The sequence below is a fragment of the Priestia sp. 40 genome (assembly GCF_049368575.1).
Classification (GTDB): domain Bacteria; phylum Bacillota; class Bacilli; order Bacillales; family Bacillaceae_H; genus Priestia; species Priestia zanthoxyli.
Genome location: NZ_JBMPZA010000017.1, coordinates 123,321 through 141,859, shown reverse-complemented (window position 1 = coordinate 141,859; position 18,539 = coordinate 123,321). Strand labels below are relative to the sequence as shown.

Annotated in this window: 19 protein-coding genes and 1 other RNA gene; 15 read left to right on the top strand and 5 right to left on the bottom strand. The window is 38.5% G+C overall.

The genetic code is table 11. From position 1 onward, the window contains the following. The first annotated feature begins 46 nt into the window (after positions 1-46). From ACO1DI_RS20415 to ACO1DI_RS20355, 13 genes are all read left to right on the top strand, one after another. Positions 47-2,317 carry a DEAD/DEAH box helicase gene (locus ACO1DI_RS20415; protein ID WP_042992234.1) on the top strand — a complete coding sequence of 757 codons (2,271 nt, stop codon included), beginning with the start codon at positions 47-49 and terminating at the stop codon, positions 2,315-2,317. A 4-nt stretch (positions 2,318-2,321) separates the two neighbouring features. After that, entirely contained in the window at positions 2,322-3,572 is a 1,251-nt protein-coding gene (locus tag ACO1DI_RS20410; protein ID WP_182421180.1) for a ribonuclease H-like domain-containing protein, read from the top strand. A gap of 346 nt (positions 3,573-3,918) precedes the next feature. Beyond that, positions 3,919-4,416 (top strand): spore coat protein, encoded by a 498-nt coding sequence (locus tag ACO1DI_RS20405; protein ID WP_182421179.1) that lies wholly within the window; start codon positions 3,919-3,921, stop codon positions 4,414-4,416. Between the two features lie 63 nt (positions 4,417-4,479). Continuing rightward, on the top strand, positions 4,480-5,031 hold the full coding sequence (locus ACO1DI_RS20400) for a DUF1273 domain-containing protein (protein WP_243557177.1): 552 nt from the start codon (positions 4,480-4,482) through the stop codon (positions 5,029-5,031). 104 nt (positions 5,032-5,135) lie between these two features. Further along, entirely contained in the window at positions 5,136-5,468 is a 333-nt protein-coding gene (gene gpsB, locus ACO1DI_RS20395; protein WP_013056140.1) for a cell division regulator GpsB, read from the top strand. A gap of 63 nt (positions 5,469-5,531) precedes the next feature. Continuing rightward, positions 5,532-5,920: RNase P RNA component class B (rnpB, locus tag ACO1DI_RS20390), an RNA gene on the top strand. Positions 5,921-6,168: 248 nt separating this feature from the next. Further along, positions 6,169-6,513, top strand: coding sequence for a hypothetical protein (locus ACO1DI_RS20385; RefSeq protein ID WP_014460940.1), 345 nt, complete (start codon positions 6,169-6,171; stop codon positions 6,511-6,513). A gap of 36 nt (positions 6,514-6,549) precedes the next feature. After that, entirely contained in the window at positions 6,550-7,176 is a 627-nt protein-coding gene (locus ACO1DI_RS20380) for a PspA/IM30 family protein (protein WP_013056142.1), read from the top strand. Positions 7,177-7,311: 135 nt separating this feature from the next. After that, entirely contained in the window at positions 7,312-8,040 is a 729-nt protein-coding gene (liaF, locus tag ACO1DI_RS20375) for a cell wall-active antibiotics response protein LiaF (RefSeq protein ID WP_221779496.1), read from the top strand. Then, positions 8,037-9,083, top strand: a complete 1,047-nt coding sequence (locus ACO1DI_RS20370) for a sensor histidine kinase (RefSeq protein WP_116737266.1) — start codon at positions 8,037-8,039, stop codon at positions 9,081-9,083. The genes liaF and ACO1DI_RS20370 overlap by 4 nt, the downstream gene beginning before the upstream one ends. Next, on the top strand, positions 9,076-9,702 hold the full coding sequence (locus tag ACO1DI_RS20365; protein ID WP_014460936.1) for a response regulator: 627 nt from the start codon (positions 9,076-9,078) through the stop codon (positions 9,700-9,702). Before ACO1DI_RS20370 ends, ACO1DI_RS20365 begins: the two co-directional genes overlap by 8 nt. Before the next feature lie 132 nt (positions 9,703-9,834). Continuing rightward, positions 9,835-11,502 (top strand): glycoside hydrolase family 13 protein, encoded by a 1,668-nt coding sequence (locus ACO1DI_RS20360; protein ID WP_371905480.1) that lies wholly within the window; start codon positions 9,835-9,837, stop codon positions 11,500-11,502. A 209-nt stretch (positions 11,503-11,711) separates the two neighbouring features. Further along, the gene (locus ACO1DI_RS20355; protein ID WP_014460934.1) at positions 11,712-12,857 is read left to right on the top strand and encodes a THUMP domain-containing class I SAM-dependent RNA methyltransferase; all 1,146 of its coding nucleotides are present in this window, start codon (positions 11,712-11,714) and stop codon (positions 12,855-12,857) included. 41 nt (positions 12,858-12,898) lie between these two features. Here ACO1DI_RS20355 and ACO1DI_RS20350 read toward each other — a convergent pair whose 3' ends face one another. Further along, positions 12,899-13,027 (bottom strand): hypothetical protein, encoded by a 129-nt coding sequence (locus ACO1DI_RS20350; RefSeq protein WP_013056148.1) that lies wholly within the window; start codon positions 13,025-13,027, stop codon positions 12,899-12,901. A 159-nt stretch (positions 13,028-13,186) separates the two neighbouring features. Between ACO1DI_RS20350 and ACO1DI_RS20345 the strand changes: the two genes are divergently transcribed. Continuing rightward, complete coding sequence (locus tag ACO1DI_RS20345) at positions 13,187-13,681, top strand: hypothetical protein (protein WP_014460933.1); 495 nt, start codon at positions 13,187-13,189, stop codon at positions 13,679-13,681. Between the two features lie 34 nt (positions 13,682-13,715). Here ACO1DI_RS20345 and ACO1DI_RS20340 read toward each other — a convergent pair whose 3' ends face one another. Genes ACO1DI_RS20340 through ACO1DI_RS20325 form a run of 4 tightly spaced genes read right to left on the bottom strand, consistent with a single transcriptional unit; the run spans position 13,716 to position 17,855 of the window. After that, positions 13,716-14,528, bottom strand: coding sequence for a carbohydrate ABC transporter permease (locus tag ACO1DI_RS20340; RefSeq protein WP_371905481.1), 813 nt, complete (start codon positions 14,526-14,528; stop codon positions 13,716-13,718). Between the two features lie 14 nt (positions 14,529-14,542). Further along, the gene (locus tag ACO1DI_RS20335; RefSeq protein ID WP_423145581.1) at positions 14,543-15,496 is read right to left on the bottom strand and encodes a carbohydrate ABC transporter permease; all 954 of its coding nucleotides are present in this window, start codon (positions 15,494-15,496) and stop codon (positions 14,543-14,545) included. Next, positions 15,480-16,727: an ABC transporter substrate-binding protein gene (locus ACO1DI_RS20330; protein ID WP_116737262.1), complete on the bottom strand. Its 1,248-nt coding sequence runs from the start codon at positions 16,725-16,727 to the stop codon at positions 15,480-15,482. Before ACO1DI_RS20330 ends, ACO1DI_RS20335 begins: the two co-directional genes overlap by 17 nt. 36 nt (positions 16,728-16,763) lie before the next feature. Beyond that, entirely contained in the window at positions 16,764-17,855 is a 1,092-nt protein-coding gene (locus ACO1DI_RS20325; protein ID WP_116737261.1) for an ABC transporter ATP-binding protein, read from the bottom strand. Positions 17,856-18,186: 331 nt separating this feature from the next. Between ACO1DI_RS20325 and ACO1DI_RS20320 the strand changes: the two genes are divergently transcribed. Then, positions 18,187-18,366 carry a hypothetical protein gene (locus ACO1DI_RS20320; RefSeq protein ID WP_013056154.1) on the top strand — a complete coding sequence of 60 codons (180 nt, stop codon included), beginning with the start codon at positions 18,187-18,189 and terminating at the stop codon, positions 18,364-18,366. Positions 18,367-18,539: the final 173 nt, after the last annotated feature.

The following is an 18,539-nucleotide window of genomic DNA, read 5'->3' as shown; positions in this document are numbered from 1 at the left end:
TTTTCTATCGAACGTTCATTCGTTAAAATAGAAGCAGGTGATGAAAATGAGAATACGAAAAAACTTACAAGAAGTAATGGATATCTTACAAACCAATCCATCGTATCAGCAAAATATCGTTCATTGGCATACAATCGAAGAGAAAGAAGCTAAAACTGCGCCATTTCCAGCTTCTTTGCATACGAAACTGCGGCAAGCACTTGAGAACCGAGGAATTGGTTCGCTTTATACGCATCAAAAAACAGCGTTTGATTTGGCGACAGCTAAGAAGAATGTTGTGGCTGTGACGCCGACAGCATCGGGGAAAACATTGTGCTACAACTTGCCGGTACTCCAGAGTATTGTGGAGAATGATCAGGCTAGAGCTCTTTATTTGTTTCCAACAAAAGCGCTTGCCCAAGATCAAAAAAGTGAATTAAATGAAATCATTGAAGAAATGGAAGTACCAATCAATAGCTACACGTATGATGGAGATACTCCGGCAAATATCCGTCAAAAGGTGAGAAAAGCAGGTCATATTGTTATTACGAATCCAGACATGCTTCATTCAGCTATTTTACCTCATCATACTAAATGGGTATCACTGTTTGAAAACCTGAAGTACATTGTGATTGATGAACTTCATACGTACCGCGGTGTTTTTGGAAGCCACGTAGCCAACGTTATACGCCGGTTAAAGCGAATTTGCCGCTACTATGGAAGCAATCCTATCTTTATTTGTACATCAGCGACCATCGCTAACCCAAAAGAACTTGCTGAACATTTAACGGGAGCTCATGTTATGTTAGTAGATAACAACGGAGCGCCTAGCGGTCGCAAGCATTTTATTTTTTATAACCCGCCTATTGTGAATAAACCGTTAAACATTAGAAGAAGTGCTACGCTTGAAGTGCGAAATATTGCAGGAGAGTTTTTGAAAAATAAAATTCAAACGATTGTATTTGCACGAAGCCGAGTACGAGTGGAAATTATTTTAACGTATCTGCAGGAGCTCGTAAAAAACCAGCTTCAAAATAAGTCTATTCAAGGGTACCGCGGAGGATATTTGCCGAAGCAGCGACGCGAAATAGAAAGAGGACTTCGAGAGGGCAGTATTTACGGGGTAGTCAGTACGAATGCTTTAGAGCTAGGAGTGGATATCGGGCAGCTGCAGGTGTGTGTGATGACAGGTTATCCAGGCACGGTTGCAAGTGCTTGGCAGCAAGCAGGACGAGCAGGGAGACGTCATGGAGAAGCCGTCATTGTGATGGTCGCAAGTTCAAGTCCGCTTGATCAGTATATGATTCAGCATCCGGATTACTTTTTTAGCAGAAATCCAGAAACAGCTCGAATTAATCCTGATAATCTTGTTATTTTAGTCGATCATTTAAAATGTGCGTCCTATGAGCTACCGTTTAAGCAGGGAGAAACATTTGATGGGGTAGAAATTGAAGACGTGCTGGAGTTTTTGCAAGAAGAGCGAGTGATTCATTTTAGCGGAGACAAATGGTACTGGATGAATGATTCGTTCCCAGCTCATAATATCAGTCTGCGCTCCGCATCCCAAGAAAATGTTGTCATCATTGATCAATCGGACGTTGCAAATGTGAAAGTAATTGGAGAAATGGATCGCTTTAGTGCCATGACGCTTCTTCATGATGAGGCGATTTACTTGCATCAAGGCATTCAGTATCAAGTAGAATACTTGGACTGGGATGAGAAAAAAGCGTATGTTCGTGAAGTCGATGTAGACTATTTCACCGATGCAAACTTAGCGGTTAACTTAAAGGTTCTAGAAGCTGATAAAGAGCGACTGGAAGGAACATATTCAATCGGTTATGGCGATGTAATGGTCAGCGCCATGGCTACGATATTTAAAAAAATAAAGTTTGAGACGCATGAAAACATAGGGTCAGGTCCCATTTCACTTCCGGAAGAAGAGCTTCATACAAATGCCGTGTGGCTAAGCTTTGAAAAAGAACAGTTTTACGAATCTGAAGAACGATTGGAACAAGCGCTCATTTCTGTGGCAAATGCCCTTCAGTCAATTGCACCGCTTATGGTGATGTGCGATCCGTCTGATTTACATGTAGTTCCTCAGATAAAAGCGGTGCACAACGAACAGCCGACTATCTTCTTATATGATCGATACCCGGGAGGCATTGGGCTAAGTGATAAAGTATACGAACAAATGAATGATGTGCTAAATCAAGCCAATCAATTAATTGTAAATTGTTCTTGCGAAAGCGGCTGTCCCTCTTGTATCGGTATGGAAGCACAGGGAGAACACGCAAAAGGCGATGCGCTCGTGCTGCTACAACAACTGCAAAGTAGGTGAACTCTTGTCTTTTAAAAATAAATTAAACCGTATGAAAAAGCATCTTCATGTTACAGAAGCAAAGCCGCCGGTTGAAAGTAACCCGCAGCCACCTAAAAGCGAGTCTATTCCCTATGAGCAGGAATGGGAGGGAAATCACGCTGTGCCTTACTTTGCCGAAGACAGCTACTGTATGATTAGAGAAGTGGTTTACCCGCTCGACTACAAGCATGGACATTATGAATTTAATGAGCTGAAAAAAGTAGTGGAAGTATGGAATCGGTCTACAGTTGCTCATCCGCTTTCATCAAAAGGCCACACTTATTCAGATTTATTTTTCTTTGATACGGAAACGACAGGGCTTAGTACAGGTACGGGAACGACTATCTTTTTGCTAGGGTATGCAAGGGTGCTAAAAGATTCTGTCGTTTTTCGTCAGCATATATTAACGGAGCCAAGTGGAGAAGTAGCATTTTACGAAAGTTTTTTAAAAGAAGTAGACTATACGACGCTTGTGACTTATAATGGGAAATCTTTCGATTGGCCTCACGTGAAGACTCGCCATACGCTATTGAGAGATCATTTGCCCAAGCTGCCTAAGTTCGGTCACTTTGATTTACTGCATGCGTCAAGAAGGCTGTGGAAACACAAAATGAATTCGGTTAAGCTTGCGAATGTCGAAAAAGAAATACTTGGAATTGAACGAGTTGATGATATTCCAGGTTTTTTAGCTCCCATGATTTATTTTGATTTTATTGAAACGAAAAATCCAAGAGGCTTATTCGACATTATGAAACATAATGAACATGATATTTTATCGCTTATTACCTTATACATTCATTTATCAAAGCATCTCCTTACTAGTGAGGAGTTTACAGAAAAAGAAACATACGAAGTAGCAAGGTGGTATGAGCAATTAGGGGAGAACAAGCACGCTTTCTCTCTTTATCAGGGCGTAGCGGAAAAAGAAAAAGAAGAGCATGAAAAAGCTCAGCTAGCGATGGCTTATCATTATAAAAAAGAGAAGAGTTGGAAAGAGGCAGTGGACATGTTTGAACCCTTGGTTCAAACATGTGAAGGTGACGTCGCTATAGAAGCATTGGTTGAGCTAGCTAAAATTTATGAGCATCGTCTCAAAGATGTTCATCAAGCACTTCTATATACTGAGCTAGCCTCGGAGAAGTGGAATCAACTCAGAGGAATGACTAAAAAAACGTCGAAGGAAGCGCTTGAAAAAAGACTTCTTAGACTAAAAAATAAATCAGCTAAAGCATAGACTTCAGCTGATTTATTTTAAAAAATTCAGAATTATTATTCTTTTGTTTTTGTGGAGGTTTTATATTGTTCTATTTTTCAGTCATTGATAAAATTAGTCAATGTAAGACGTATTCTTACAGCTTAAAAACAGAACTTTGGTGAGATGGAGAGAGGCCTCATGAAAAATGTGATTTTAGTATCATTTTTCGCATTAATTTGTTTAACAGTAATTGTCTTAAGCAGTTTGAAAAATTCGTATAACTCCTTTATGTAGGTCAAAAATAGGTGTTTGTCTTAGTACATGTACACTGCCCTTCACATATTGTAATAGTGTAATAACTAAACAGTGAAAGGGGAAAAAGGATATGTATCCAAGACCAACAAAATGTATGCCACCAATTGTGCATCCAACAAAATGCTGCACGCAGTTTACTTCTCAGGAGGTAGTTGTACCTCACATTCATCCAAGTCATAATACATTGGTGAACCATACAAACGTGAAGCACGTGCATTACTTCCCGCAAACGCAATCTGTTGTAAATGAAACTTCAAACCAACAGTTTTTTGGCGGCGCGCAGCAATATCCAACTCAAGTAGGAGGAGCAGGCTATCCAGGTCAAATGGGAGGCTACCCGGGTCAAGTAGCAGGTGCTGGTTATCCAGGTCAAATGGGAGGCTATCCAGGCCAAGTAGCAGGTGCTGGTTATCCAGGTCAAATGGGAGGCTATCCAGGTCAAGTGGCAGGAGCAGGCTACCCAGGTCAAGTAGCAGGTGCTAGTTATCCGGGACACAAAGGTTGCGGCCAAGGAAGCTGTCATACAAAAGGCGCGCATCAAGGACCTAATTCAGGGTATTTTAGATAATGTACGTTAATAGGAGCTGATTACATCAGTTCCTATTCTATTTTGTTACAAAGGAGTTATATAATGAAGGTGCTAACGGTTACTGGTTATAAGCCATTCGAACTTGGAATTTTTAATGAAAAACATCAAGGCATTACATACATAAAAAAAGCGCTCCATAAAAAATTACAGGAATTAGTAGAGGATGGATTAGAATGGGTATTGATTAGTGGCCAGCTAGGAGTAGAAATTTGGGCAGCAGAAGTGGTATTTGATCTGCAGCTCGATTATCCCGAGCTTCAGTTAGCTATTTTAACCCCATTTTTGGAGCAAGAAGAAAAATGGAATGAAGTCAATAAAGAATTGTATGAATTTGTCTTAAGTCAAGCAGATTATGTAGATAGCATTACAAAAAAGAAATATGAAAGTCCAGCACAGTTTCGGTTGAAAAATCAATTTTTAGTAGAAAAAAGTGAAGGTATTTGTTTAGTTTACGACGAAGAGCACGAAGGAAGTCCTAAATATATGTTAGAAACGGCTAAAAAACGAGCTGAACGAGAAGAATACCCTATTATAATGGTGACGTCTCACGACTTACAGGATATCGTGGATGAAGAAAAATTTTCGTCTTTTTGACGTCACTTGGCGAAACATTTTAAAAGATAAATTGACATTTGAAGCTATTTTTGAAAAAATGAATTATAATAAAGATAAGGTTTATCGTATTCGAGGTGATAGAGATGTTAGCTGATAAAATCCGTTTAACGGCCAAAGAAATTTTAGAAAAAGAATTTAAAACAGGCATGAGAGGCTATAATCAAGAAGAAGTAGATAAGTATCTAGATTCTGTGATTAAAGATTATGAAGCATTTCATGAAGAAATTGAAGCATTACAAACTGAAAATTTACGCTTAAAAAAGCAAGTAGAAGAGTTATCTAAAAAGCCGCAACAACCTTCGTTTACCCCGCCTCCGGCTCAACAGCAGCAGCAAGCGGGTACGACAAACTTTGATATTTTAAAACGTTTGTCGAACTTAGAAAAACATGTGTTTGGAAGTAAATTATACGAATAACCTAAAAATAGGAGTTGCATTCAACTCCTATTTTTATTATACTAAGGAAAGTCGTTATCAATAACGTTCGGGTAATTGCTGCATCACATATGAGGATGTAGAGGAAAGTCCATGCTCGCACAGACTGCGATGTCTGTAGTGTTCGTGCCTAGCGAAGTCATAAGCTAGGGTAGCTGTTAAAAGCTAACGGCGGGGAAAAAGCCTAAGTCTTTTTAAGATATGGTTTGACTACTCTGAAAGTGCCACAGTGACGAAGTCTTATCAGAAATGGTAAGAGTGGAACGAGGTAAACCCCTCGAGCGAGAAACCCAAATAATGGTAGGGGAACTTTCTGGAAGGAACTGAACGGAAGGAAGGACAAAATGGTTACATTTTGTAGATAGATAATTGCCACCGGAGTACGAGGTAGCTAGCCGCTTGCAGTACAATGGTACAAAACATGGCTTACAGAACGTTATTGAAAAGCAATCGACACTTGTTGTTATACACTATATTTTAATCCAACCCAGCTCTTCGTATAACGGAAGAGCTTTTTTTATGTCAAAATGACAGCTTATCATAAGCTGTCATTTTTTTTGTACAATCAGACTGAGCTTGTTGTCAGCCTCAGGTCTTAGGAGAAAATAAAGCTCTAGCTCGTTTTGAAAAAACGTCATAATCCTTAAACTAAGTATATAGATAAGCGAAAGGAGGAAACAAAATGAAAAAAGTTGGTTTGTTTTTGATTGGAGCGGTAGCTGCTATCGTTCTTCTTGCAAATGCTGGTCCTATGGTAGGACTTGCACTTGGCTTGGTTATTTTGTACGTAGCATTTAAAGGGTTTGTTAAAGCAGAGACCCCCTTTAAAAAATGGCTCTGGGGGTTTATTGGTGTTGTCGTACTCTTAACAACCGTTTCAAACCTTCCGGCCCTTGCTGGTATCATCGCAGCAGTAGTACTTTACATTGTATATAAAAAGTGGAACAGCAGCAGCCCTATAAAAACGGAAAAAGAAGATCCGTTTAAGCACTTTGAACGTCAGTGGGCTGACTTAAATCAAAAATAATAAAATTTCACTTTATTATCTAAGGAGATGAACAAAATGAGAAACTTATTTACTCGAATGAAAGAAACGATTTCTGCAGACCTTCATCAATTACTAGATCACAAAGAACAAAAAAATCCAATTGCTGCGTTAAATCACTATTTGCGTCAATGCGAGCAGGAGACCGAAAAGGTAAGGCAGCTTGTTGAGCGACAGCACACGTTAAAAGAACAGTTTAATCGCGAATACCATCTGGCCCTTGACATGATGAAAAAACGTCATGAGCAAGCACAAGTGGCACAAGCGGCTGAAGAAGCGGAATTACATGAATTTATTTTAAAAGAGCATGCTCACTACGAAGAGAGAGCAAAGCGTGTAAAAGAATCTTATGAAGATGCATCCAAGCAGTTAGAAGAGCTTGAACAAAAGTATGAAGAAATGAAGCATAAGGTAAAAGATATGCATATTCGCCGTATGGAACTAATGGGGCGCGAAAATATTGCTCGTGCGCACCATCGTATGAATTCAGTAATGAAAACAGAAGCATCTTATACGTCCTACAGCCAGTTTGACGAAATGGAAACATATATTGACCAGCTTGAAAATCAAATTAATACAAATTACTATAGACAAACGGTAGACAGCAAGATTGCTGAATTAGAAAAAAGAGTAAAATCATCGTAAAAAATCAGTGTTTCTGCATAAAACATGGTATTCTAAAAAAGGCGTAGGTTTCTGCGTCTTTTTAAGGTGAGAGAATAGCTACCTGCAGCATCCAAAGAACGCTATGTCATCTACGAGGAGAAAGGAGAGAGAGCTGTGCAAAGCGTAAACAAAACAGAATCTCTTATGTTCATTTTTATCTGCAGTTTATTTGTCCTGTTTATTGAAATTATGTTTTTTCACAGCGGCTTGATCTTTTCTGTATTAATTGCCGGTGCGTTCATGTATATTGGGCGAAAAAAAATGAGAAGAAAACTAGGGCGCATTTTATTTTGGATTGGCGTTATTGGACTTGTGTTGAATATATTTAATACGGTTGCCTTTAAGTTTTTAGTTATTGCTCTTTTTCTGTATTTTTTACTTAGATTTATTCAATCAAGAAAGCATCCGGTTGAATTCAGACCAACTGACGAATTTACACAGCAGCCAAACCAAAGTTTGGTGCAGGTCCGGCCGGTTTTGACGAATAAACTTCTTGGCAGTCAAAGAACCGAAGATTCCGTATACGAATGGGATGATATTAATATTCAAAGCGTATGGGGAGACATTGTGATTGATTTAAGCAATACTGTTCTGCCAAAAGGCGATGCGGTTATCTTTATTCGACAAGTGTTTGGAAATATTAAAGTGCTCATTCCTTACGAAACGGAAGTATCTGTGAATCATTCTAAACTAGCAGGAAACGTAACGGTTTTTGGTCATCAGCGCGGCTTTTCGTTCAATGAAAATTTGTCTATCAAAACAGAGGAATTTGATCAATCTGCTCATAGGGTGAAGATTGTTACAACTGTTGTGATTGGAGATTTAGAGGTGCAAAGGATATGAGTATTCTTCAACGGCAGTTATTATGGGGGATTTTCTTAAGTTTTTTTGTATTTGTATCCGTGCTCCTTACCGTGTTTTTTGCATATCCTGTTTTTCAACTTAGCGACTTATGGAAAACAAGCGTATTTGGCATGCCTTTTGTGCTGTTTTCCTTCAGTTTAAGCCTTACGATTGGAAGCGTGATTGGAGGAATTATGGGGTTTATGTGGAGACAGCAGTGGACATATGTTGAAAATCGATTATATGAAATAGAAAATGGCCAACGGCATATGTCGGCAAATGAATCGCTTATTCAAGAAACGTCTCGAATTATAAGCCGTTTAAACAAAGTAGATCATAAAATGATTCTTCAAGCACAGCAATCTCAAAAGATGGCAACGGAAAAAGTAGAAAATCAGCAAAAACAAGTGCAAGAAATTGTTTCTCAGGAACGAAATCGGCTTGCTAGAGAACTGCATGACTCCGTTAGTCAGCAGCTATTTGCTGCTTCGATGCTTATGTCCGCTATTACGGAATCCAATCTTACGCTACAAGACTCTGAAGCTAAGCAATTAAAGATGGTTGAAAAAATGATTAATCAATCACAGCTTGAAATGAGGGCTTTGCTTCTTCATCTTCGTCCTGCAGCATTAAAAGGAAAATCGCTACAGGCTGGAATGAAAGAATTGATGAATGAGCTTGCTCAAAAAGTACCGCTTGAATTAAATTGGAAAATAGAGGGGTTTGAACTTGATAAAGGCATTGAAGACCACTTGTTTAGAATTTTGCAAGAATCCGTATCAAATACGCTGCGTCATGCAAATGCAACAGCTTTAGATGTGCTGCTGATTAAACGTGACTTTTCCATTATTTTACGTATTGTTGATAACGGAGTTGGTTTTGATGTAGAAAAGGAAAAAGTCGGATCGTACGGCCTGCAAAATATGTATGAACGCGCAGTTGAAATTGGAGGCATATTAAAAATTATTAGTTTGCCCGACAAAGGAACAAAGCTAGAAGTAAAAGTACCGTTAGTAGAAAGAGAGGAGAAGCAAAATGATTAATGTACTGTTAGTGGATGACCATGAAATGGTTCGTATTGGCGTAGGAGCGTATTTGTCGGCTCAGCCAGACATTCATGTGATAGCTGAAGCAGCAAATGGCCAACAGGCCGTTGAATTAGGGCTTCAGCTGCGCCCGGATATTATTTTAATGGATTTAGTTATGGAAGAAATGGACGGGATTGAAGCAACAAAACAACTTATTAAGCAGTGGCCAGAAGCGAAAGTGATTATCGTCACTAGCTTTCTAGATGACGAAAAAGTATATCCCGCTCTAGAGGCAGGGGCAACAAGCTACTTATTAAAAACGTCTAAAGCAGGAGAAATTGCAGCTGCTATTCGCCGTACATATGAGGGGCAATCTGTATTAGAGCCTGAAGTAACCGGTAAAATGATGTCTAAAATGAGAAAACCGTCTTTACCTCATGAAGAACTGACAGCTCGTGAAATGGAAATTTTGCTTTTAATGACACAGGGAAAAACAAATCAAGAGATTGCAGATGAATTATTTATTGCGCTAAAGACGGTAAAAACACATGTGAGCAATTTATTAAGTAAGCTGGATGTACAGGACCGGACTCAAGCTGTCATCTATGCCTTTAAACACAAATTAGCGCAGTGAGAATCGTTATTCAAAAGAGAATAACGATTTTTTTTGTGAAAAACCTATTTTTTTGCATGTATTCATTATAAAATAGCGATATGCGTAAATGCGAACGCTTACGTAAAAGCACTATTTTGAGGGGTTGAGCACATGGAAAAGAAATGGTGGAAAGAAGCTGTTGCGTATCAAATCTACCCGCGAAGCTTCATGGATTCAAATGGCGATGGAATTGGTGACATTCAAGGGGTTATTTCAAAATTAGACTATTTATCTGATCTTGGAATTGATGTCATTTGGATTTGCCCGATTTATCAGTCTCCTAACGATGATAATGGCTACGATATCAGTGATTATAAAGATATTATGAAAGATTTCGGAACAATGGAAGACTTTGATGAGCTGCTAGATGAAGTTCACCATCGCGGAATGAAGCTGATTATGGATTTAGTTATTAATCATACTTCAGATGAACACCCTTGGTTTTTAGAATCTAGGTCTTCTAAAGAGAATCCATATCGTGATTATTATATTTGGCACGAAGGTAAAGATGGAAAAGAGCCAAACAACTGGGAATCTATTTTTAGCGGATCGGCTTGGGAGCTTGATGAAAAGACAAAAGAATATTACATGCACGTATTTTCTAAAAAACAGCCTGATTTAAACTGGGAAAACGAAAAAGTACGTCATGAACTTTATGAAATGGTTAACTGGTGGTTAGATAAAGGAATTGACGGCTTTCGTGTAGATGCTATTTCGCATATTAAAAAAGTGGCCGGCTTCCCAGATCTACCGAACCCTGAAAAGCTAGATTATGTGCCATCGTTTGAGGGGCATATGAATCGACCGGGAATTCAAGAACATTTAAAAGAGCTAAAAGAAAATACGTTTGCCAAATACGATATTATGACGGTTGGAGAGGCAAATGGTGTAACATCGGACAGCGCAGATGAGTGGGTAGCTGAAGATGGCGGAAACTTCAATATGATTTTTCAGTTCGAGCATATGGGACTGTGGGATAAAGGTGAAGAAAAACCGCTTGATTTAATCGAGTTAAAAACGATTTTAACTAATTGGCAAAATGGTTTAGAAAAAATCAACGGCTGGAACGCTTTATATTTAGAAAATCATGACCAAATTCGTTCTGTAAATAAATTCGGCAGCACAGCTTACCGAGTGGAAAGTGCAAAGTGCTTAGCTGCACTATACTTTTTAATGAAAGGAACACCGTTTATTTATCAAGGACAAGAACTTGGAATGACCAATGTTAAGTTCGATTCTATTGACGATTATGATGATGTTGGTATGATTAACTACTACCGTATTCAGCGTGAAAAAGGCGATTCACATGACGAGATTATGAAAGTTATTTGGGAAACAGGCCGCGATAATTCAAGAACGCCAATGCAGTGGAACACAGAAAGAAATGCAGGATTTTCTACTGGTACCCCTTGGATGAAGGTAAATCCAAATTACGTAGATATTAACGTAGAAGAGCAGAAAAGTGATAAGGATTCGGTACTGAATTTTTACAAACAGCTCATTAAAATTAGAAAACAGCATGATGTGCTGGTGTATGGAACTTATAAGCTGCTCGCAGAAGAAGATTCTGCTATTTACGCGTATACGCGAACATTAGAAGGTGAAACCGCTGTTGTTATCTGTAATATGTCACCGAATAATCAAACGTTCGAGTTTCCTTCACAGAGCTCATTTGCAAACAGAGAAGTGCTGATTCATAATTATCCGTTGGATACAAACGAAACGCTTGAAAAATGTACGCTGCGTCCATATGAAACACGTGTATACTTACTTTCATAAACAAGTTGAGCAACCGATTGCGCAATTATAAAATGAAAATCTTTTAAAAACACATTTATATGCGACATAGGTGAAGAAACTGCTGGCTCTATCAAGAGCCAGCAGTTTTTGCATTTTAATAAAAAGACGGAGAAAGCTTTGACTACGGCGCATGTATATGGTACTTTTACACTTAGTGTAGATAATTAGAAACAAAATGAGGTTGAAAAATGGCGAAATATAAAATTATTGCAACAGCAGCAATGGGAATTGAAGCACTGGTCGCTAAAGAAGTGCGTGCTTTAGGATATGAATGTGAAGTAGACAATGGCAAGGTTATCTTTGAAGGAGACGAGCTCGCAATTGCTCGCTGCAATTTATGGCTTCGTACAGCAGATCGAATTAAAGTGCAGGTTGGACAGTTCAAAGCTCGTACGTTTGATGAGCTTTTTGAACAAACAAAAGCATTAAACTGGGGTGATTATTTACCGGTCGATGCACAGTTTCCTGTGTCGGGAAAATCGGTTAAATCTAAATTGTTCAGTGTATCAGATTGTCAAAGCATCGTGAAAAAAGCTATTGTTGACAGCATGAAAAAACATTATAACAAAACAACAGGCTGGCTCGAAGAAACGGGCTCAACGTTTAAAATTGAAGTAGCGCTATTAAAAGATGTTGCTACATTAACAATTGACGCAAGCGGTGCGGGACTTCATAAGCGCGGTTACCGCGTTGGGCAAGGGGAAGCTCCTTTAAAAGAAACGCTGGCAGCGGCTCTAATTATGCTAACGCCGTGGAATGCGAATCGTCCGTTTGTCGATGTTTTTTGCGGTTCTGGTACAATTGCTATCGAAGCAGCGCTTATAGGTCAAAATATTGCACCAGGATTTAATCGTGACTTCTTATCAGAAGAATGGCCATGGATGTCAGCAAATATTTGGGACAAAGCGCGCGAAGAAGCAGAAGACTTAGCGAACTACGACCAAGTGCTAGATATTGCTGGTCATGATATTGACCATCGTATGGTAAAAGTAGCGGAGCAAAATGCATTTGAAGCTGGACTTGGAGATTTAATTCAATTTAAGCAAATGCAAGTGCGCGATTTTACGACGCCGAAAGAATATGGAATCATTATTGGTAATCCTCCGTACGGCGAACGTTTAAGCGATCGTCCTTCTGTTGAAAAAATGTACGCTGAAATGGGCGAAGCGTTCTCTAAGCTTGATACGTGGTCGATTTATATGCTTACATCTCATGAACAGTTTGAGCAGTACTACGGTAAAAAAGCGACGAAAAAACGCAAATTATTTAACGGATTTATTAAAACAGATTACTATCAGTACTGGGGACCTCGTCCTCCACGCAACGACCAATAATAAAAAGCCAAGCGGTGTAAAAACCGCTTGGCTTTTTTACGTTATTTCTTTTTTAAACCGCGATAAGCTAGCATTCCAAACATGCCTATCCCGAGCACGACAATTAATAAAATAAACCAAAACGTGGCATTAAGCAGGTATTTATATAGTCCGTCATAATAATCATGCATGTACTCACCCCATTATGTTTTTTTATAGTATGGGCGAGTAGCAGGGCAATATATGTATTCATTTCTTTTCAATAGCAGGCTTAAAACGAGAAATGATTAGCTTATTTCTAACATATTTACGAAAGGGAAATCTCATACTAAAACCTAAGAGGTGATAAAATGAGAAAAAATCGATCAGCACGGATTTTTGGCGGGATGATGCTTCTTTCATGGTTAACCATCCCTTTTATAGGACGACAGCATATTAAGCGTTATTTATCATCTACTATGTTTATTTCCTTTTTGATTATGGTTGAAAGCTATATTGCTGAAAAAAAGAAGTGGTGGATATTCCCTAATCCTCCTCATCCATATCTAACAGGTGAAGCTGCTTTACTTTTAGGTCCATTTTTAGCAGGTTCTTTATGGATTAAAAAGTTCACATATGGCCATTTTGGAAGGTATATGTTATTGAATGCAATCGTAGATACATTTTTTGTTTATCCTTTTCAACGAGCTATGAGCCGTGCAAAGCTTTTTAGGGTAGGCACATTTAAAGAGTACCATTTGCTAGGTATCTTTCTGTTGAAAGCTGCTTTAATGTACATTTACCAACATATGGTAGTAGAGAAACCGAAACCTCAGCGTGCTTTAAAAAATAATCCTATAGAATAAAGGCGCAGGCAGGGAATCGTGATTTTCTTGCCTGCTATTTTAATGCTCCAGATGTCATTCCTGAAATGAAATGTTTTTGCAAAAACACGTACGCAATCAATAATGGAATAGAAGAAAGAACGACTGCTGAAAACAGCATAGGGTAATTAGTCAGAAATTCCCCTTGAAAGTCCAATAGTGCAATAGGCAGCGTTTTTACTTCTTTAGATTTTAATAATAGCAAAGGGAATAACAGATCATTCCACACAATCACAAACGAAAAAATTCCTACTGTAGCCATTGATGGTATTGAGAGTCGAAGAGCGATTTTTGAATATATTTTCCACTCTGACGCTCCGTCCATGCGAGCAGCTTCGAATAGTTCCCTTGGCAAAGTTTTCATAAACCCCGTGATAATAAGCACACCGATGGGAAGCAAAAAACTTATGGAGACGATAATGACGCCTGTTAGCGTATTGACGAGCCCAAGCTTATTCATCAGTAAAAAGACAGGAATCATATTGACTTGAGTAGGGACGATCATTCCGCAAACAAAAAAGCCGTATACAATCCATCCAAGCTTTTGAGGTAGCTGAATAATGGCGTAAGCAATCATGCTTGAAAACCATAGAATAAAAAACGTGCTAAACACGGTAACAATCACGCTGTTTTTAATATAGCCAAAGATGGGTTCATTGACGAGCAGCTGTTTATAATTTTCAATATTCCAGCCTGCTGGTAATCCGATTGGGTTGCTGTAAAGTTCAGGCGTTGTTTTAAAGGTTGTTAATAGAACCAAGCTTAAGGGCAACAGAATGATTAAACCGTATATCCCTAAAATCAGTTGTCTGAATGGATTTTGTTTCATAAAAGAATCTCCTTTTACATTTTGGTCAAGCGAAGTACGCGAAATTGAAGAAACGTTAAAAGAGCAATTACAATCATAAATACAACGGAAATGGGAGAGGCATAGCCGAAACGAAAATTAATAAAAGCTTCGTGATAAAGAAGTGTCGAAAGAATTTCAGTTGAGTTGGAGGGACCTCCATTTGTCATTGCAATGATTAAATCAAATGCTTTAAAACTTTGTATGGTCGTATACGCCACAACCATTGTCGTAGCTGGAGCTAAAAGAGGCCACGTAATGCGCTTGAATTTTTGCCATCTTGTTGCTCCATCAATACTAGCAGCCTCATATAACTCACTGGGAATAGCTTGAATTCCAGCTACAAAAATAATAAGCATTTGACCAGTATGTGCCCAAAATTGTACAAAAGCCAAGCTGTAAATGGCAATATGTCCATTTCCAATCCAAGACTGGGTCCAATGCTCAAGGCCTATTTTACTTAAAAATAGGTTAACTCCTCCAATGTTGGGGTCATACATAAAGTTCCACGTGAACGCAATCGACACGGACGAAATAATCGTCGGTACAAAAAAGAGTGAGCGATAAAATGTATTCCATGCAGAATTTTTATAAAGTAAGAGTGCAAAGCCTAAGCTCAATAACGTTTGAAAGATCAGCACGCCAATTGTGAACTTTAAGTTGTTTGTAAGAGACTGTGTAAAAATAGCATCGTTTGTTAAAATTTCTTTGAAGTTTTGAAACCCTACAAATGAGAATTCAGAAGACAATCCATTCCAATCAGTTGTGCTTAAAAATAACGCAGAAAGCGTTGGCAATGCAAAGAAAACAGTATATATGACAAAACCAGGAAGTAAAAATAACCATAGATGTTTGCTTTTAGAGATATTTTTAAATGAAAAGAGAGGAAAAGAGAACGAAGGGGTTCTCTTTTCTTCTTCTTGAATAGACGTATTAGTTTTTAGCGACACGTTCTACCTCTCCTTGTGCTTTTTCAGCAGCTTTTTTCGCTGACATACCGGATAGTACGTCCTGTACAGATGTTTCAACAGCTTTTGATACGCGCTCATTTAAAATGGTGAATCGAGGTTGGAAGACCGTTTTTTTGTCTTTCCACTTTGCGCTTTCTTTGAGTTCAGGTGAATCATATTTCACGTCTTTGACCGTTAATAACTGGCCAGTAGCATTTGCGTACTCAGAAGAAACCTTTGGATCTGCAAGGAAAGTTAAAAATTTCTTAGCAGCTTCTTTGTGTTTTGATTTTTCAGCAACACCTAATAAGAATGTTGTGGTATGAACCCCTTCGTATTTTGCTTTATCTTGATCCACTGTAATCGGTGCAAGCAAACCTTGATCAATCTTTGGATTTTGCTGTTTGACTGTAGCCATCATATAAGAACCTTGAGCAAGCATTGCGCCTTTTTCCTGAGCAAAAAGTGCTGCAGCACTTTCTTTTTTCGTACCAAGAGCATCTTTTTGGAAGTATCCTTTGTCATTTAATTCTTTAATTTGAGATAGTGTTTTGACAAACCATTCATCAGTTAGCTTGCGCTTGCCCGTTTCTACTTCGTGAAGGGCGTTGTTTGTAGGTTCGTTATTCATAATCATTGGGTTAATAAATTGAGAAGGACTTACGTCTCCTGAAAATAAAATCGGCGTGTACCCATTTTTCTTTAATGTTTCAGCTGTTTTTAAAAAGCTATTCCAGTCTTTAGGAACATCTAAGTTTAGTTTTTTAAAAATGCCTTTGTTATAGACAGGGATGTTATAGACCAGCTGATAAGGAAGAGCATATTGCGTACTATCCGCTTTACCCGCTTGGATTAGCTTTTCGTCAAATTTGCTCAGTAAGTTTTGGTCGTCCAGCTTTGCAAAACCGTTTGCTTTGCGAATCGTTTCAAATTGACTTCCTGGAAAACTAGCGAATACATCGATGCCTTCTCCAGATAGTAGAGATCCTTGAATTTGTGATTGATATGAATCAGAAGGAAAGACGGTCATCTCTACATGAATATTTGGGTTTTTCTTTTCAAATTGCTCAATGATAGAATCAAAGGCCTTCGTATCTTCTCCTCGCCAATGCGTAAAGTTAATGGTTACTTTTTTAGAAGAATCGCTGCTGTCGCCGCTTGTTGAACTGTTTTTACCGCAGCCCGCGATGATTACGGTGAGCATTGCTAACAAAATTAATAATTTTTTCATTTTAGTTCCCCCATTTATAGAATTCTCTTTAGATAGTTATTGGTCAATTTTGATACGGTTGGTAGATGCTTGGTCAAAGAAATGAGCATGATTCATTTGAAAATGAAACGGAAAGTGCTGATGAACTTGAATATGTTCATCCCCAGGGATTTTAGCCACAAAGAGCTGCTCTCCTAAACTGCTGTATAGTATGTACTCTGCTCCTAATAACTCAGACACATCTACCGGTAATGAAATATGAGGAGCATAAGAAGAAGCGCGCGTAATATGCTCGGGTCGAATTCCTACAGTAATGAATTGATTATTGTAGCCTTTTTCATGTAACGAATGCATTTGATTTTCTGTCAGTTGAAACTCATGTTCACTGATGTGCAGTTTGCTGTTCACTACTTTTCCTGTGAAAAAGTTCATTCCCGGTGAGCCTATAAAACTGGCTACAAACGTATTCTCTGGAGCATTATACACTTGCATAGGTGAACCTATTTGCTGAATTTTTCCGTCTTTCATAACTACGATTCTGCTTGCCATCGTCATGGCTTCTGTTTGATCGTGCGTTACATAAATAATGGTCGTCTGCAGCCTCTGATGAAGCTTACTGATTTCAGCACGCATTTGTACGCGAAGCTTCGCATCAAGATTAGACAAAGGCTCATCCATTAAAAAAATTTGGGCATTCCGTACAATGGCTCTTCCTAAAGCCACCCGCTGACGCTGACCTCCTGATAATGCTTTTGGCTTGCGTTTTAAATAGGGTTCTAAGTCCAAGATACGAGCCGCTTCACGAACGCGCTCATCAATTTCTTGTTTAGGGACTTTGCGGAGCTGTAAGCCAAATGCCATGTTGTCGTAAACAGTTAAATGAGGGTAAAGCGCGTAGTTTTGAAACACCATTGCAATATCCCGGTCCTTAGAAGGTAAATCGTTTGCACGATCTCCATTAATAAGCAAATCTCCTTCTGTTATCGATTCGAGGCCGGCGATCATTCGAAGGGTAGTGGATTTACCGCACCCTGAAGGTCCTACAAATACAATAAATTCTTTGTCTTGAATATGAAGATTGAAATTATCAACTGCAAGACTATCTTTTCCGTATTTTTTATACACATGCTGTAACTGCAGTTCTGCCATTTTTTCTCCTTTCAGCAGGCTTTTAAAAAATAAAAGCCTCTAATTGCACAGACGGATTGTACGTGTATCTGGCAATTAGAGGCTATCGGTTGACCGGTAAGCCTGTAGTATGTAGTTTTGAGTAATTGAATCTGTAAGTAATTTTAAAATATATTATTCCTATATGTCAAGTGAGAATTAAAATATTTTAATAAGTTCGATTATTTTTTTAAATGAAAGAATCCATTTATTAAGCCAGAGATGCTGGTTTTGAGAATAAAATAAACAGCTGGTGTATAGAATGATAGTATTCACTTTTATAGTAAGCACTACAGAGAGAGGATGTTTATAAATGGATAGAAACACGCAGTTCACTATGATTCGTCAAGCGTTGGAAAACAGCTATCATTTAATGCAGCAGGGAATAGAAGTTAGCGGAGAGACGCTTACTCAGTTGGAACAAGCAAAAGCCGAGTATGAAGCGGCCTTTTTATTGTCTCAGTCCACGGATTCCAAATTCCGCTGTAATTAATTTTTTAATAGCACTTATTCCGTTTGCGTTCTATACACCCAGCTTTTATATAAAAAGGTTCTGTCCTTACAGGCAGAACTTTTTTATGTTCAGCTCTTTTTATTGACATTTTAGATAAAGTAGTCAATAATTAAGTTTTGCTTACATGAGAAATTTACTAGATAAAAAGAAGT